The sequence below is a fragment of the Desulfovibrio diazotrophicus genome, from assembly GCF_902498985.2.
Classification (GTDB): Bacteria; Desulfobacterota; Desulfovibrionia; order Desulfovibrionales; family Desulfovibrionaceae; genus Desulfovibrio; species Desulfovibrio legallii.
Window position 1 is genome coordinate 1,929,478 of the sequence record NZ_OX346397.1, and the last position, 13,943, is coordinate 1,943,420.

Consider the following 13,943-nt stretch of genomic DNA (forward strand, 5'->3'; position numbering starts at 1 on the left):
TCATGCTCACCACCGCGCCCAAGGAAATCCGTGAAAACGTGGCCCGCGCCACAGGCTATCTGCGCCGCGACGACGTGGAACGTTCTCTGCTGACCATGGCCGAAGCCTTGCGGCGCTACGCGGGCGTCCGCCTGGTGCGTTCCGCCAGGGCCGAACTGGACATTCAGATTGACGAATTCCTCTCCACCCTCATCCGCCACCACGTCATGCAGCCTTTGCTGGACCCGGACCGCACGGGCAAGCCGCGCGCCATCCCATTTCAGCCCGGCAAAGAAGCCGCCTTGAGTACGGTGCTGGAAGGGCTGGCAAAAATCCTGCAAAAAGAGGCCGCCCACTCGGAAGCGCAGGAGGCCGCTGCCCGGCAGGAACGCAAAAAACGCCTCATTGAAACGGGCCTGCAGTTTTTGCAGGAGGGACAAACGGCCAAGGGCCGCGCTTTTCTGAAACGCGTGGCCGAGGAATACAGCGACGAAAAAGACATCCGCCTGCAGCTGGGGCACATTTTTGCCGCCGCCGGGCAGGATGTGGAAGCCGCGGCCATGTACGAAGAAGCCATGGAAGCCCAGCCCCGCGAAGCCGCCGCCTACACCGGGGCCGTGGCCGCCTGGCTGCGGTTGCGCGAATACGAAAAAGCCGAAAACGTCTACAAGGCCGTGCTGCGCACCTTTGGCGGGCATCCCTCCACCTTTGGCAAAATGGCCAAAATGTATTTGGAATGGCATAAAAAACAGGCGGCGGAGGATGCCGCCCTGCGCGCCCTGCAAAGCGACCCCGACCAGCCCGACGCCCTGGAAGTCATGGCGGCCCTGGAGCGGCGCTAGGACATTGCAGCGTTGCAATGTCCTAGCGGCTGCGTAAGCAGCCGCCCACCGTGGGGCGCAGGCGCCGCTTCAGCCGTGGAGGCGCAAGGACCTTGGCCCGTTACGACAAAGGAAGTTACGGGCTAAGACAGCAGCGCCAGTTACGTATGCAGACCGCACCGCTATGTATTTGCGCGCTTGAGCGCCGGAACAAACCTGCCGGACACGCTGCGAATACCTATTCTCAAAGGCAATCTGCTCTAAGCCAGGACCGGCCCCGCAAGACTGCATGCACAGCTTTGCGGGGCCGGTCTTCTGTATGGGACATGTCGCTATGGGAATCTGCGGTCCGCAATGGCCCGCTGCAAACGCGCCGCCCCCACCACAAGAAATCCGGCAAGGGCGGCGCTCCTCCGTGAAGGACTAGCTCTCCTGCTTGACCTTGGACTTGGTCATGGCCAGGCCAATGCCCTCAAAGAGCTCAAAAATGGCGAAGCCATACCACAGGGTGTAAAGCACATAGAAAATAAGCATGGCGCTCATAAGCCAGACGTGGTCCGCCACCTTGGCCGGGGGCACACTGTAAAAGTTGTTGCCCGGCTCCACGGCGCGACGCACCACATGGTCCACCACCTGGGCGGCGGTCACCATCTTCTGCTTCTGCAATTCCTTGATGGTGGGCGAAAGCACATACCACCAGGCGGCGGCGGTCTTAAGGGCCGGCGCGCCGTCGTACTTCAGGGATACCGCCTCGGCCTTGTTGTGGTACAGGGCGTCGGCATCGTCCGTGGCGGAAGAGAGAATCACGCCAAGGTCGCCGCTGAAGCTCACCCTGCCGTCGGCGGCGCTTACATTGGAGGCCCCGGCCTTTTGCAGCACCTGCACGGCCACGGGGGCCAGGTCGGGTTTCTTCAGTTTGACGCTGACGGTCACCTGCTTGCCGGCCACGGTCTTAATGTTGTCACGCACGCCGGGAATAAAATACGACGAGCCTTTGGAAAGCTCATTGAACACGCTGTCCGCGTACTGCAGACCGGTAAGGTGGTTGCCGCTCTCGTCGCGCATTATGGGCGTGAGCAGCACGCCAAAAAGCACCAGAAACGAAATGAGCAGAAAGCTGCCCCGCAAAAAAGGGCCTTTTTCATGGATAAGCATAATCAGGCCTCCCCTCTGAGCTTGCCCAGATTAAGGAAAAACTTGCTGAACACCCACAAGCCGAAAAAGGCCACCACCACCCAGAAAACCACGTTGCCCACGTCTTCGATGATGTTCACCACACTGGGCGACCAGTGCAGCACCTCCATTTCCACCAGCTTCTTGGGCAGTGTGGTGGCGCGGTTGATAAAGCCCGCAATGATAGAGATGGCGTAGAAGCCGCGGATGTGGATGCCCTTGACCACCTTGGTGGTCAGCGCGCCGATCTGGATGCCCAGCAGGGAACCCAGCAGCATGCCGATGGCCAGGGTGTAAAAAACGTAGCCATAGATGGCGTACTGCCCCACGGCCGCGAAACCGGCGGTGAAGATGATCTGCAGGATGTCCGTGCCCACGGTGGTCATGGAAGACACGCCAAAGATGTACACAAACATGGGGAAGGTCACAAACCCCCCGCCCACGCCCATGATGGCGGCCAGCAAGCCCACCACCACGCCGCCGCAGGCCACGATCCAGCCGGAGATGCGCCGCCCGCCGGGCACCAGGTCTTCGTCAAAGGTGATCATGGGGGGCACGCTGAGGCTTTGCAGCTTGACAGAAACGCCCGTCAGCCCGCCGCTGCCGCCGCCGTGGGCGTCCTGGCTGGCAGCTTTGGCCCCGCGGCTGCTGCGCAAAAAGTCAAACAGGGCGTAAAAGCCCAGAAAGCCCAGCAGTACGGCATAGATGGTGCTGATGAAGAGCTCGGAAAGCAGGGGGTCTTTGTTATACAGCCCCTTGTTGATGAAACCGCCGATGAAGGTGCCGATAATGGAGCCGAACAAAAAGGCCACGGCCAGTTTGCCCGAAACATTGCCCAGTTTCTTGTGCACCGTGGTGCCCATGATGGCCTTGGCAAAGATGTGGAAGAGGTCCGTGCCCACGGCCAGAATGCCCTTTACGCCCACAGCCATAAGCGCGGGCGTGATAATGAAGCCGCCGCCAGCCCCGATACAGCCGGTAATGAGCCCGGCCGCCAGGCCCACGGCAATGGAGGCCAGAAAAATGGTGGTGGTATAGAAAGCCGGGGCATAGGCCGTCTTGCCGCCCAACATCTCATGGTATTCGTACGCCTCGGCCAGGCAGCCCGCCAGAATGGGCACGGCCAGGGCCAGCAAGATGAGCAGCTTTTTCCGGTTGCGCAGGATGGAAGTGGAAACTTCCAGATCCCATTTGGCATACGCCTGCGAGCCGCTCAGCAGAAATTCGTACACCTGTCTGCCGAATCGCATACACTCCTCCCATGCAAGATTGTGTCGGCACAGGGCCGGGGAACAGGGCCTCAAACCAGTTGTTCAAAAGCCGCACGACGCGTCCCGTGCGACCGTATGGCCTCAAAAATTTTAAGAATTTTACAGTGCCATCGCGCTGTCGGCTGCGCAAAACAGGCGTCCGTTACGGTAGTGTGAGCGCAGTGCAATTGCCTGTTGCGCGCGGCGTGGGCGTCTTGACATGCTGCAACGCTCTAGCCGTGCAACACAGCGCCCCTTTGGCAAAACGCCCCCGCGCGGCTTTTTGCGCGCTGCGGGGTCCGGCCTTGCCATCAAGGCTGCCTGGCCATGGACAAAAATTTAACCCGCACAGGTCCGGCCTCGGGAGCCCCAACCCGCAGGTGGGGGCGTCAGCACATGGGCTTACACTGACATATTTTGAAATGGTTGTAAAAGAAATTTATCACGAGCTGGGCCCCTTTAAACTTTTTTCCTGGGCGGAGCCCGATTTGCGCGTTGCTTTGGCCCACGCCATTTTTTAGCTTTTCAAGAGGTACAAAGGGTTGCGCGTCACGCATTGCGTGATAGCGGCTATTTGTGAAAATAATATTTTTTTCACGCAAACGCGACCGCCTCCGACAGCGCCGACAACAGGGCCAAGCGCCCTCTTCACAGGCGCGGTGGCTTACCCCTGAAGGGGCACTGCGGCCGTGCAGGCCCTTCGCCCTTAGAACAAGATTACCTTTAAGAATATGCACCCGTAAAGTACACGGACGCTCGTCCCGGCGCTTAGCCGCGCAAAGATACAGCGGTGCTGTCTGCATCCGTAGCTAGACGCTGCTGTCTTGGCCCGTAACGCCCTTCGTGCAACGGCTGAAGCCAGGCCTGCGCCTCCACGGCGAGCGGCTGCCTGCAGAGCCGCCGAACATTTCAAAGCTGAAAGGCCTCAGCGCACCTTTGCCGCGCGCTTTTTGCGCCCCACGCCCACGGGCGGCAGAGCTTTGACGGCGCGCACCGTATCAATGCGGCGCTTGTCCATGCGCAGCACCTCCAGTTCCCAGCCATGGTAGAGCAAATGGTCGCCCTTGACCGGAATGCGGCCCAGGCGCTCCATAATCAGACCGGCCAAGGTGGCGCTGGAAAGGCGCTTGGGCAACGGCACGCCCAACCAAGAAGCGAACAGATCCACACTCAGGCGGCCCGGCATGACCCAACTGCCGTCGGGCCGACGGCAAGCCTCAGGCCCGGCGGGCATGTCGCCCATTTGTCCGGCCAGCACACTGATCAGCTCCGCCGGGGTCACCACACCCACCACATCGCCGTATTCGTCGCGCACAAAGGCCAGAGGCACCGGATGGGTGCGAAAGTTATCCAGAATAGTAGGCAGAGGGGTGTGCTCAAAAATGGTGGGCGCGGGCCGGACAAAGGGGAGCAAACTCCAGGGCGCGCCCTTGGCCGGGGGCGGGGCGGCCAGCAGGTCGCCAGGCCGCAGCACGCCCAGCACTTCATCCGTATCCCGCTGCAGCACGGGCAGCCAGGGCAGGTTGGCGGCAGCCGCGTAGCGGCTCACGGTGGGCAGGTCGGCATTGCTGTCCAGCCAGCGCACCCGCTGGCGCGGGGTCATGATGAAGCGCGCCGTGCGCCCGCCCAGACGGATGACCCTGGCCACCATGTCGCGCTCCTGCGGGGCAAAAAGCTGGCCGCCGGCCTCGCCGGCCAGAGCGGCCGCGTCCAGCTGCATATCGCCCGAAGGCACGCCGCCGCCCAGGAAATTGAGGATAACCCTGGCCGTGGATTCCCGCATGTCCCGCATGCTGAAACGCCGCCGCCGGTTACGCAGAGCCCACTGGTTGCAGGCCTCCACCAGGATGGAAAAACCGATGGCCGCGTACATGTACCCTTTGGGGATGTGATAGCCCAGACCATCGGCCAGCAGGCTCAGGCCAATCATAAGCAAAAAGCCCAGGCAGAGCACAATGACCGAAGGGTGGCGCTCCACAAAATGCAGCAGGGGCGCGGCCGCCAGCACCATGATGGCCATGGCCGACACCACGGCCAGCATCATGATGGGCACATGCTCCACCATGCCCACGGACGTGATGATGGAATCCAGCGAAAAAACCGCGTCCAGCACCACGATCTGCACAATAACCTGCCAGTAGCCCGCATGCCGTTCCGGACCGGAGAAACTGCCCGCACGGCCTTCCACGCGGTCGTGCAGTTCCGTAGTGCCCTTGAGCAGCAAAAACACGCCGCCGGCCATGAGAATCAGGTCGCGGGCCGAAAACCCGTGCCCGCCCAGAGTAAACAGCGGATTGGTCAGAGTGACCAGCCGGGCCATGAAGGCCAGCAGGCCCAGGCGCATGAGCAGGGCCAGGCTGATGCCCGTCAGAAAGGCCTGCCGCCGCTGGGCTTCAGGCAGGCGCGTGACAAGAATGGAAATGAAAACCAGGTTGTCCACGCCCAGCACCACTTCCAGCAGTACCAGCGTGCCCAGTCCTATCCAGGCGGAAGGGTCCGCAATCCAGGCAAGATCCCACATGGGGCGACTCCGGGGCCGCGGCGCGCAGGCCGACGGTCAGGGGGTATGCGCGGCCGACGGGGCCACGGCAAACAGACGGTCCGCCAGCTTGCGGTGCGCGGCGGGCATGGCCAGGCCGTCCAGCTCCTCCGGGCGCGCCCAGCGGCTTTCCGTGGCGGCAGTGAGTTGCGGCAAAGCGGACTGCGCCGCATCCGCCAGTTCCAGGCCAAAACAGTGCAGAGTCAGACGATAGGTAGTGTAGCCGTGGCGGATAATGCCATACGTTGCGGCCACGCGCACGGTAAAAGCGGTTTCTTCCATAAATTCGCGCACCACGGCCTGCTCCGGGCTTTCATCCGGTTCCACCCTGCCGCCGGGGAACTCCCACAGGTTGCCCCACACGCCGGAAGGCGGACGCTTCTGCACAAAAACGCGCCCTGCGCGCCGCAGCACGCCGGTGACGGCCTGCACGGGCTTGATAACGGCCTTTTTGCCCGGCACGGGCCGCTGCTCCACAATGCCCAGATGGCGGCTACTGCAGAACACGGCCAGCGGACAGACCTCGCAACGCGGCTTTTTGCGGCAGACCAGCGCGCCCAGCTCCATCATGGCCTGGTTATGCTCCCGCGCCAGACCTTCGGGCACCAGGCGCAGGGCCCAGCGCCGCACCACGCCGGCGGCGGGATCCTGCTTCACCGGGCTGTCCACATCAAACACGCGGGCAATGACCCGCTCCACATTGGCGTCCACGCAGGGCAGTTTCTCCCCAAAGGCGATGCTGGCAATGGCCCCGGCCGTATACGGCCCCACGCCCGGCAGGGCGCGGATGGCCTCCAGATCGGAAGGAAACGCGCCCCCATGCTCGGCCATGATCTTGCGGGCCGCGGCCAGCAAATGCCGCGCGCGCGAATAATAGCCCAGGCCCTCCCACTGGCGCAGCACCGCTTCCTCATCCGCCGCCGCCAGGGCGGCAATGTCGGGGAAGCGGGCCATCCAGCGGTTGAAGTAGTCCACGCCGCGCTCCATCTGCGTCTGCTGGAGCATAACCTCCGAAACCCAGACCTCATAGGGCGTGTAGTGGACGCGCCAGGGCAGACGGCGCTGATTGACGGCAAACCAGTCCAGCAAGGCGCGCTGGATGCGGGGGATGTTCTGCTGCGGCGGCGCAAAGGGCTGCGACATGCGGGCGGACGCGCCTGCTGGCGCTGATGAAGAAGAGTCCATGCGCGGATTATAGTCATTCGGACGGGCATTGTCATCCGCCCTTCCCTGCCCTATAGTGCGGGCACCGGCGGCCCTTGCGCCGCACACCCCAGCTTGCAAGGAGCGAACATGGCCGACAACCCCACGGTTCTGCTGGAGACCTCCTCCGGCGATATTTTGGTGGAACTCTTCCCCGAACAGGCCCCCAAAACCGTCGCCAACTTTTTGCAGTACGTTGACGACGGCTTTTATACCAACACCATCTTCCACCGGGTCATCCCCGGCTTCATGATTCAGGGCGGCGGGCTCTCTGCCCGCATGGACGAAAAACCCACTCGCGAACCCGTGCCCAACGAGGCCGATAACGGCCTCAAAAACGCGCGCGGCACCCTGGCCATGGCCCGCACCCGCGACCCGCACAGCGCCACCGCCCAGTTCTTCATCAACCTGGTGGACAATGAATTTCTGGACCACACAGCCCCCAGCACGGACGGCTGGGGCTACTGCGTGTTCGGCAAGGTGACCGAAGGCCTCGACGTGGTGGACAAAATCGCCAAGGTCAAAACCAAAACCCTCGGCTTCCATGAAAATGTGCCCGCGGATATGGTGGTCATCACCGGCGCCAACCGGTTTTAGAGTAATTTCAAGTGGGAGCATAAAATAACGCATAGTATTTACATACAGCAGGAAATATAGGCGAAAGTGCCCCCAAGAACATCATTAGGGTTTCGGTAAACAACGCATGGAACCCCTCTCAGACATACCTATAAAATAGTATTTTTTTACACAACGCTGATGAAAATTTTTTCATCAGCGTTGTGTATATTTATATATCTCAATAAAAAAGGTAAGAGACGATGTTTGAAACACTACTAAAAAAAATAACAAAAGAATCTTCTCAAAATTTTGATATAGCATCAAACAATTTAACCGAATTTATTAATAAAGAAAAGAAGTTTATAGAGCTTATAAAACAAATCGGTACAATTCCAGAGTCAATACCACACGATTCAACCGAAGAAAAACTTTTTTCCAAGGCTTCAGATGCAGTATTAGCGCGTGCGTTTCGCGAACTTGGCTTAAAAGCCAGCGTAATTAAAGAACGTGCAGATACCGCTGACGTAATTGCGAAATCACAATATTTTGGATATACTTTAGTTGCAGATGCAAAGGCGTTCAGGCTCAGTAGAACTGCAAAAAATCAAAAAGATTTCAAAGTTTCCGCTCTTTCATGCTGGCGCAAAGACTCTGAATACGCGGTGCTGTGCGGGCCATACTTTCAATATCCAAAGACAGGGAGCCAGATATATTCTCAAGCTATCGATAACAATGTTTGCCTTTTAAGCTGGGAGCATATCCTTTTTATGATAAAAAAAAATATAAAAGAGACTGAAAGAGTTAACATGTCGGCCATATGGGGATTCTCAGGAGATTACGCAAAAAAAATTATAGCAGCAAATCAAAAGAAGTGCTTCCTTAAAGATTTTTCGAATACGCTCACATCTATATTCAATTACAACATCAACGACTTTGAACTACTGCTTAACATGCAGAAATCAACGATACGCGAACGAGCACAAACGGAAAAAGCTTTTTGGGAAAATGAAAAAAAAATTATTTCAGCTTATAGTAAAGGCAAAGCAATACGAGAACTCATAGCGACGAAAAAAATTAATGAAAAAATCAAACAAATAGATGATCACATCGCAAGGTTTTCCATATGATTGACCAGATTATACACGATGATTCGATAAAAAAAATAAAAGCAATCCCCGAGTGTAGTGTCCACGCTATTATCTCAGATATCCCATATGGTATATGTTATAATGAATGGGATATTTTACACGATAATAAGAACACAGCTCTAGGCGGAGCATCTATAGCACAAACCAAAGCAGGTGAAATTTTTAAACGACGTGGCAAACCTCTCAACGGTTGGAGTAGTGCAGACAAAAAAATTCCATATGAATATCAAGAATGGTGCGCGTCATGGGGAAAAGAGTGGTTACGAGTTCTTAAACCAGGAGGCTCATGCCTCATCTTTGCCGGCAGAAGATACTCACACCGCTGCATTGTTGCATTGGAAGATTGTGGTTTTACCTTCAAAGATATGATCGCGTGGGAAAAACCAACAGCACCATACAGAGCTCAAAGAATTTCAGAAACGTATAAACGCCGTGGCGATTACAAAAATGCCCAAAAATGGTCAGGCTGGAGGGTTGCAAATCTTAGACCATTGTTTGAACCTATTCTTTGGTTACAAAAGCCATATAAAACAGGTGGAACGCTCGCAGATAATATCCTTATCAATAATGTCGGCGGATGGAATCAAAATGCTCTAGAAAAATACAATGGTTCTGGATATTGCAAAGAGGCGCATCTTTGCTCAAATATATTTCGTATTTCCAGTGACAAAGACGACCATGGGCTTCACGAAGCACAAAAACCCCTTAATCTAATGGAATGTTTAGTATCTCTGGTTACTAAGCGAGGGGCTTTAATATTGGACCCCTTCGCTGGCTCCGGAACTACCTGTGTAGCAGCTCAAAAGCTAGGGAGACATTTCATAGGCATAGAAATAAATGAAAAATATGTGAAGATAGCTAAACATCGCCTTAAACAAATACAGGAATGCTCCACCCCGGAAGCCATACAACAACTGAGTACGATATCATTATTCCCTGAGCAAAATTTACTTTAAAATGGCTCACGCAAAATACTTAAGAGGCAACTCGCTCTGCTGTCCATTTTTCTAAGCTGCCGCACGCCATCCGCAAGGCCGTAAGGTCAAAAGAGTTTACTAAAAAGAAGTTGCTAACAAAAATGCCCTTACGGTTTTTCACCATAAGGGCTTGATTTTCCTGGAGCGGGAAACGGGATTTGAACCCGCAACCTTCAGCTTGGGAAGCTGACACTCTACCGTTGAGTTATTCCCGCAAAAGTGGAGCGGGAGACGGGATTTGAACCCGCGACTTCAACCTTGGCAAGGTTGCACTCTACCACTGAGTTACTCCCGCATGTATGCGAAACGACGCTGCGTGAAAAGAACATTCTGGAGGCGGCATCCAGATTTGAACTGGAGATGGAGGTTTTGCAGACCTCTGCCTTACCACTTGGCTATGCCGCCAATAGGAAAATGGAGCGGGAGACGGGATTTGAACCCGCGACTTCAACCTTGGCAAGGTTGCACTCTACCACTGAGTTACTCCCGCTCAGCGAGGAATCCTTTTATCCGGCTTGCCTCCAAGTGTCAAGTCCGCTGTGATATTTTTTCCGCAGCTTACGACGCGCCCCGCTCAGTCCTTGGGCCGCCTGTCCACAATGCGCTGGGCCTTGCCCTCGGAACGCTGGATGGAGCGCGGCTCCATCAGCCGCACCTTGGCCGTGACGCCCAGGAACTCTTTGATGTTCTTCTGCAGGCGTTTTTCCAGAGACTGCAGTTTGCGGATCTGGTCGGCAAAGAGCTTGTCGCTCACCTCCACGCACACTTCCAGGGTGTCCAGGTTGTCCATCCGGTCCACAATAATCTGGTAGTTGGGGGTAAGCCCCTCGCTTTCCATGAGCAGGCCTTCGATCTGCTGCGGGAAGACGTTGACCCCGCGGATGATGAGCATGTCGTCGCTGCGGCCCTGCAGGCGGGAAATGCGCACGTGGGTGCGCCCGCAGACGCAGGGCGTGTAGTCCAGACTGGTGAGGTCGCGGGTGCGATAACGCACCAGGGGGATGCCCTCCTTGGTGAGGGTGGTCAGCACCAGCTCGCCCACCTCGCCGGGGGGCAGGCTCTCGCCCGTGACAGGGTCAATGATTTCGGGCAGGATGTGGTCTTCCCACAGATGCATGCCGCACTTGGCCTCCCGACACTCCATGGCTACGCCCGGCCCCATGATTTCAGAAAGGCCGTAGATGTTCATGGCGTCGATATCCATCTTGGCTTCGATATCCCGGCGCATGGCTTCGGACCAGGGTTCAGCCCCGAAGATGCCGATGCGCAGGGGCAGCTCGCGAAAATCCACGCCCGCTTCCCGCGCCGCTTCCCACAGGTGCAGCCCATAGGAAGGCGTGGCGCAGAGCACCGTGCTGCCAAAGTCGCGCAGCAAGGAGGCCTGCCGCCTGGTGGCCCCGCCCGATGCGGGCACCACCGTGGCCCCCAGGCGTTCGGCCCCGTAATGCGCGCCCAGACCGCCCGTGAACAGGCCGTAGCCGTAGGCCACGTGCACCACGTCCGTGCTGTTGACGCCCGCCGCGGCCATACTGCGGGCCATGAGCCCGGCCCAGTTTTCCAGGTCGCGGGCGGTGTAGCCCACCACTACGGCCTTGCCCGTGGTGCCGCTGGAGGCATGCAGCCGCACAATATGATCCTTGGGCACGGCAAACAGGCCAAAGGGGTAGTGGTTGCGCAGGTCTTGCTTTTCTGTAAAGGGCAAACGCCGCACATCGTCCAGGGTCTTGATGTCGTCCGGAGTGACGCCCACTTCCGCAAAGCGCTTGGCGTAGAACGGCACCGTAGCGTACACGCGGGCGCAGAGATTGCGCAAACGGCGCAGTTGCAGCGCCTCCAGATCCTCGCGCGGCAGGGTTTCCTGTTGCATATCAAAAAGCACGGCCCTCTCCTTGGATTGCTGACAGTGACGCAAAAAAAATTACGACGCGGGCGCACCGGCCCGGCGAGCGACGCGGGTTTTACCGCCTGACGGCGTGTCGTTCCGGTATGCCGCAATGTGCCGATGGGGTCAATACAGGGCACAGCCCGGCATTGCCCTTTGCCCGGCTTTACGGTACATTTTGCGCTATGGAAAATACTACCCCGCCCGCACCCGCAGCTGCACATTCCTCCAGACGCCACTCGGCGCTCTCCGTGGCCGCCCGCATGGCGGACGTGGCCCGCTGGCTGGAGGAACACAAAGCCGCCAACGTGGTCAGCCTGGATCTCAACGGGCAGAACGCCTTTACCACGGCGTTGGTCATTGCCAGCGCCGGTTCCGCCCGTCACGCCCGCAGCCTGGCTGACGGCCTGGGTGAGCTCTGCCGCCTGCGCAACTATGAATTTCTGCGCACGGAAGGCTATACTGCGGGCCAGTGGATTCTGGTGGATATGAACGATCTGGTGGTGAACATTTTTCAGGAACCGGTGCGCGCCCTCTATGGCCTTGAGGCCCTCTGGGGCGCACAGAGCGCCGGGGAGGCCCCGCAATGACCCAAAGCCGCCCGGCAGGCTCTGCCGCGCTTACCCCCACCCTGTTGCTTATTCTGGACGGCTGGGGCTTGGCCGAGCCCGGTCCGGGCAACGCCCCCTGGTTGGCGCAGACCCCCAACCTGGACGCGCTCAACGCCGCCTGCCCCCATTCGCGCCTTGCGGCTTCGGGCCGGGACGTGGGCCTGCCTGCGGGTTACATGGGCAATTCCGAGGTGGGGCACCTTAATATCGGCGCGGGACGCGTTATTTATCAGGACATGACCCGCATTGATCTGGCTTTGGAGAACGGCAGCTTTGCCGCCAACCCCGTACTCACCGCCCTGCTGGATACGGCGGCCCGCACCGGCGGCCGTCTGCATCTGGCCGGGCTGCTCTCCGACGGGGGCGTGCACAGCCACATCCGCCACCTGGAGGCGCTCTGCGCCCTGGCCCACGCTCGTAAGGTGCCCGTGCGCATCCACTGCTTCATGGACGGTCGCGACCGCGCCCCACACAGCGGCGCGGGCTATATGCGCGACTTGCTCACGGCCATCAGAGATCAACCCGGCGCCCGCGTGGCCAGCATGGCCGGCCGCTACTACGCCATGGACAGAGACAAGCACTGGGAACGCCTGGCCCTGGCCTGGCAGGCCCTTGTCCACGGCCAACCCCGGACGGATCTGGACCCGGTGGCCGCAGTGGAGGCCTCCTATGAGGCCGGCATCACGGATGAATTCATCAAGCCCGTGGCCTTTGCGGGGGACGAAATTCCGGGCATGGCCGATGGCGACGCGCTCTTTTTCTTCAACTTCCGCGCGGACCGCATCCGACAGCTGACGCAGGCCATTATTCAGCCGGATTTTGCGGGCTTTGACCGCGGCCGTCTGCCGCAGCTGGCCGTCGTGGCCTCCATGACTGCCTACGAGGCCAGCTTTGCCATCCCTGTGGCCTTTCCCAAGGAGGCGGTGGTCGGTGGCCTGGGAGAACTGGCCGCAGCCCACGGCCTGCGCCAGCTGCGCCTGGCAGAAACGGAAAAATACGCCCACGTTACCTACTTTTTCAACGGCGGGGTGGAAGAGCCCTTCCCCGGCGAAGACCGCATCCTGGTGCCTTCTCCTCGCGATGTAGCCACCTATGACCTCAAACCGGCCATGAGCGCAGCGCAGGTAACGGACAAATTTGTGGAAGCCTGGAACAGCGGCGTCTACGACCTGGTGGTCTGCAACCTGGCCAACGGCGACATGGTGGGGCACACCGGCGTTCTGCCCGCGGCCATTGCGGCCTGCGAAACCGTAGACCAGTGCGTGGGCCGCATGGCCGCGGCCGTCAGAAACCGCCAGGGCCGCATGCTGATCATTGCGGACCACGGCAACTGCGAAAATATGCTCACCCCGGACGGCCAACCGCAGACGGCCCACACCACCAACCCCGTGCCCTGCATCCTGCTGCAGCCCGACGGCCTGCGCCACCCGCTTGCCGACGGACGCCTGGCCGACGTGGCCCCTACCCTGCTGGCCCTTTGGGGTCTGCCCACATCCCCCGCCATGACAGGCCGCGACCTGACAGGAGAGCATACCCGTGGCTGAATCCCGACGCCCCATAGAACCCGTAGCCCCGGACGGCATGGAAATCCTTTTTTTCTACCAATGCCCCGGCTGCGGCAAACACGTCCCCCAGGCCAGCCCGACGGAACCGCGCATGGTGCGCTGCCCCGGCTGCGGCCAGCCCTTCCCCATCATTCCCGTAGACGAACACAGCCTGCACTACGTGCGCATCATGCTGGCTGACGGCAAAGCCGCCGCCGACCCGGATTTTCTGTAATCCCCACAAAGCGGCCTGGCGAG

At 59.0% G+C, this 13,943-nt stretch carries 12 protein-coding genes and 4 tRNA genes; 7 read left to right on the top strand and 9 right to left on the bottom strand.

Features of this window, described 5'->3' with window-relative positions:
- Positions 1-2: 2 nt before the first annotated feature.
- Positions 3-821: a tetratricopeptide repeat protein gene (locus J7I12_RS08355; protein WP_118230760.1), complete on the top strand. Its 819-nt coding sequence runs from the start codon at positions 3-5 to the stop codon at positions 819-821.
- Positions 822-1,223: 402 nt separating this feature from the next.
- Here the strand turns inward: J7I12_RS08355 and J7I12_RS08360 are convergent, their stop codons facing one another.
- From J7I12_RS08360 to mutY, 4 genes are all read right to left on the bottom strand, one after another.
- Positions 1,224-1,955: a hypothetical protein gene (locus tag J7I12_RS08360; RefSeq protein ID WP_118230761.1), complete on the bottom strand. Its 732-nt coding sequence runs from the start codon at positions 1,953-1,955 to the stop codon at positions 1,224-1,226.
- A 2-nt stretch (positions 1,956-1,957) separates the two neighbouring features.
- A complete protein-coding gene (locus J7I12_RS08365) occupies positions 1,958-3,223 on the bottom strand; it encodes a sulfite exporter TauE/SafE family protein (RefSeq protein ID WP_118230762.1) in 1,266 nt (421 codons plus the stop codon).
- A 925-nt stretch (positions 3,224-4,148) separates the two neighbouring features.
- Positions 4,149-5,744 carry a TerC family protein gene (locus J7I12_RS08370; protein WP_118230763.1) on the bottom strand — a complete coding sequence of 532 codons (1,596 nt, stop codon included), beginning with the start codon at positions 5,742-5,744 and terminating at the stop codon, positions 4,149-4,151.
- A gap of 36 nt (positions 5,745-5,780) precedes the next feature.
- Entirely contained in the window at positions 5,781-6,905 is a 1,125-nt protein-coding gene (gene mutY / locus J7I12_RS08375) for an A/G-specific adenine glycosylase (protein ID WP_165450941.1), read from the bottom strand.
- Positions 6,906-7,055: 150 nt separating this feature from the next.
- Between mutY and J7I12_RS08380 the strand changes: the two genes are divergently transcribed.
- The 3 genes from J7I12_RS08380 to J7I12_RS08390 all read left to right on the top strand — a co-directional run bounded on the left by J7I12_RS08380 (position 7,056) and on the right by J7I12_RS08390 (position 9,627).
- Positions 7,056-7,562, top strand: coding sequence for a peptidylprolyl isomerase (locus tag J7I12_RS08380; RefSeq protein WP_118230765.1), 507 nt, complete (start codon positions 7,056-7,058; stop codon positions 7,560-7,562).
- Positions 7,563-7,783: 221 nt separating this feature from the next.
- Positions 7,784-8,650 (top strand): HindIII family type II restriction endonuclease, encoded by an 867-nt coding sequence (locus J7I12_RS08385; RefSeq protein ID WP_118230766.1) that lies wholly within the window; start codon positions 7,784-7,786, stop codon positions 8,648-8,650.
- Positions 8,647-9,627: a DNA-methyltransferase gene (locus J7I12_RS08390; protein ID WP_208360710.1), complete on the top strand. Its 981-nt coding sequence runs from the start codon at positions 8,647-8,649 to the stop codon at positions 9,625-9,627. The genes J7I12_RS08385 and J7I12_RS08390 overlap by 4 nt, the downstream gene beginning before the upstream one ends.
- Before the next feature lie 161 nt (positions 9,628-9,788).
- Here the strand turns inward: J7I12_RS08390 and J7I12_RS08395 are convergent.
- The 5 genes from J7I12_RS08395 to J7I12_RS08415 all read right to left on the bottom strand — a co-directional run bounded on the left by J7I12_RS08395 (position 9,789) and on the right by J7I12_RS08415 (position 11,527).
- Positions 9,789-9,863 (bottom strand) — tRNA-Gly (locus tag J7I12_RS08395).
- Positions 9,864-9,868: 5 nt separating this feature from the next.
- Positions 9,869-9,943 (bottom strand) — tRNA-Gly (locus J7I12_RS08400).
- 36 nt (positions 9,944-9,979) lie between these two features.
- Positions 9,980-10,053: transfer RNA gene (locus tag J7I12_RS08405), tRNA-Cys, on the bottom strand.
- 10 nt (positions 10,054-10,063) lie between these two features.
- Positions 10,064-10,138: transfer RNA gene (locus J7I12_RS08410), tRNA-Gly, on the bottom strand.
- A gap of 84 nt (positions 10,139-10,222) precedes the next feature.
- A complete protein-coding gene (locus J7I12_RS08415; protein WP_118230735.1) occupies positions 10,223-11,527 on the bottom strand; it encodes a phenylacetate--CoA ligase family protein in 1,305 nt (434 codons plus the stop codon).
- 254 nt (positions 11,528-11,781) lie between these two features.
- Here J7I12_RS08415 and rsfS point away from each other — a divergent pair, with 254 nt between their 5' ends.
- The 3 genes from rsfS to J7I12_RS08430 are packed head-to-tail and all read left to right on the top strand — an operon-like array spanning position 11,782 to position 13,920.
- Positions 11,782-12,120 (top strand): ribosome silencing factor, encoded by a 339-nt coding sequence (gene rsfS, locus J7I12_RS08420; protein ID WP_498793549.1) that lies wholly within the window; start codon positions 11,782-11,784, stop codon positions 12,118-12,120.
- Positions 12,117-13,685, top strand: coding sequence for a 2,3-bisphosphoglycerate-independent phosphoglycerate mutase (gpmI, locus tag J7I12_RS08425; protein ID WP_208360708.1), 1,569 nt, complete (start codon positions 12,117-12,119; stop codon positions 13,683-13,685). Before rsfS ends, gpmI begins: the two co-directional genes overlap by 4 nt.
- On the top strand, positions 13,678-13,920 hold the full coding sequence (locus tag J7I12_RS08430; protein ID WP_118230738.1) for a hypothetical protein: 243 nt from the start codon (positions 13,678-13,680) through the stop codon (positions 13,918-13,920). The genes gpmI and J7I12_RS08430 overlap by 8 nt, the downstream gene beginning before the upstream one ends.
- The last annotated feature ends 23 nt before the right edge of the window (positions 13,921-13,943 follow it).

Bases quoted from the DNA above. Each gene is read 5' to 3' on its own strand.
- J7I12_RS08380 (WP_118230765.1), top strand. From the start codon at position 7,056: ATGGCCGACAACCCCACGGTTCTGCTGGAGACCTCCTCCGGCGATATT.
- gpmI (WP_208360708.1), top strand. From the start codon at position 12,117: ATGACCCAAAGCCGCCCGGCAGGCTCTGCCGCGCTTACCCCCACCCTG.
- J7I12_RS08390 (WP_208360710.1), top strand. From the start codon at position 8,647: ATGATTGACCAGATTATACACGATGATTCGATAAAAAAAATAAAAGCA.
- J7I12_RS08360 (WP_118230761.1), bottom strand. From the start codon at position 1,955: ATGCTTATCCATGAAAAAGGCCCTTTTTTGCGGGGCAGCTTTCTGCTC.
- J7I12_RS08385 (WP_118230766.1), top strand. From the start codon at position 7,784: ATGTTTGAAACACTACTAAAAAAAATAACAAAAGAATCTTCTCAAAAT.
- J7I12_RS08355 (WP_118230760.1), top strand. From the start codon at position 3: ATGCTCACCACCGCGCCCAAGGAAATCCGTGAAAACGTGGCCCGCGCC.
- J7I12_RS08365 (WP_118230762.1), bottom strand. From the start codon at position 3,223: ATGCGATTCGGCAGACAGGTGTACGAATTTCTGCTGAGCGGCTCGCAG.
- mutY (WP_165450941.1), bottom strand. From the start codon at position 6,905: ATGTCGCAGCCCTTTGCGCCGCCGCAGCAGAACATCCCCCGCATCCAG.
- J7I12_RS08370 (WP_118230763.1), bottom strand. From the start codon at position 5,744: ATGTGGGATCTTGCCTGGATTGCGGACCCTTCCGCCTGGATAGGACTG.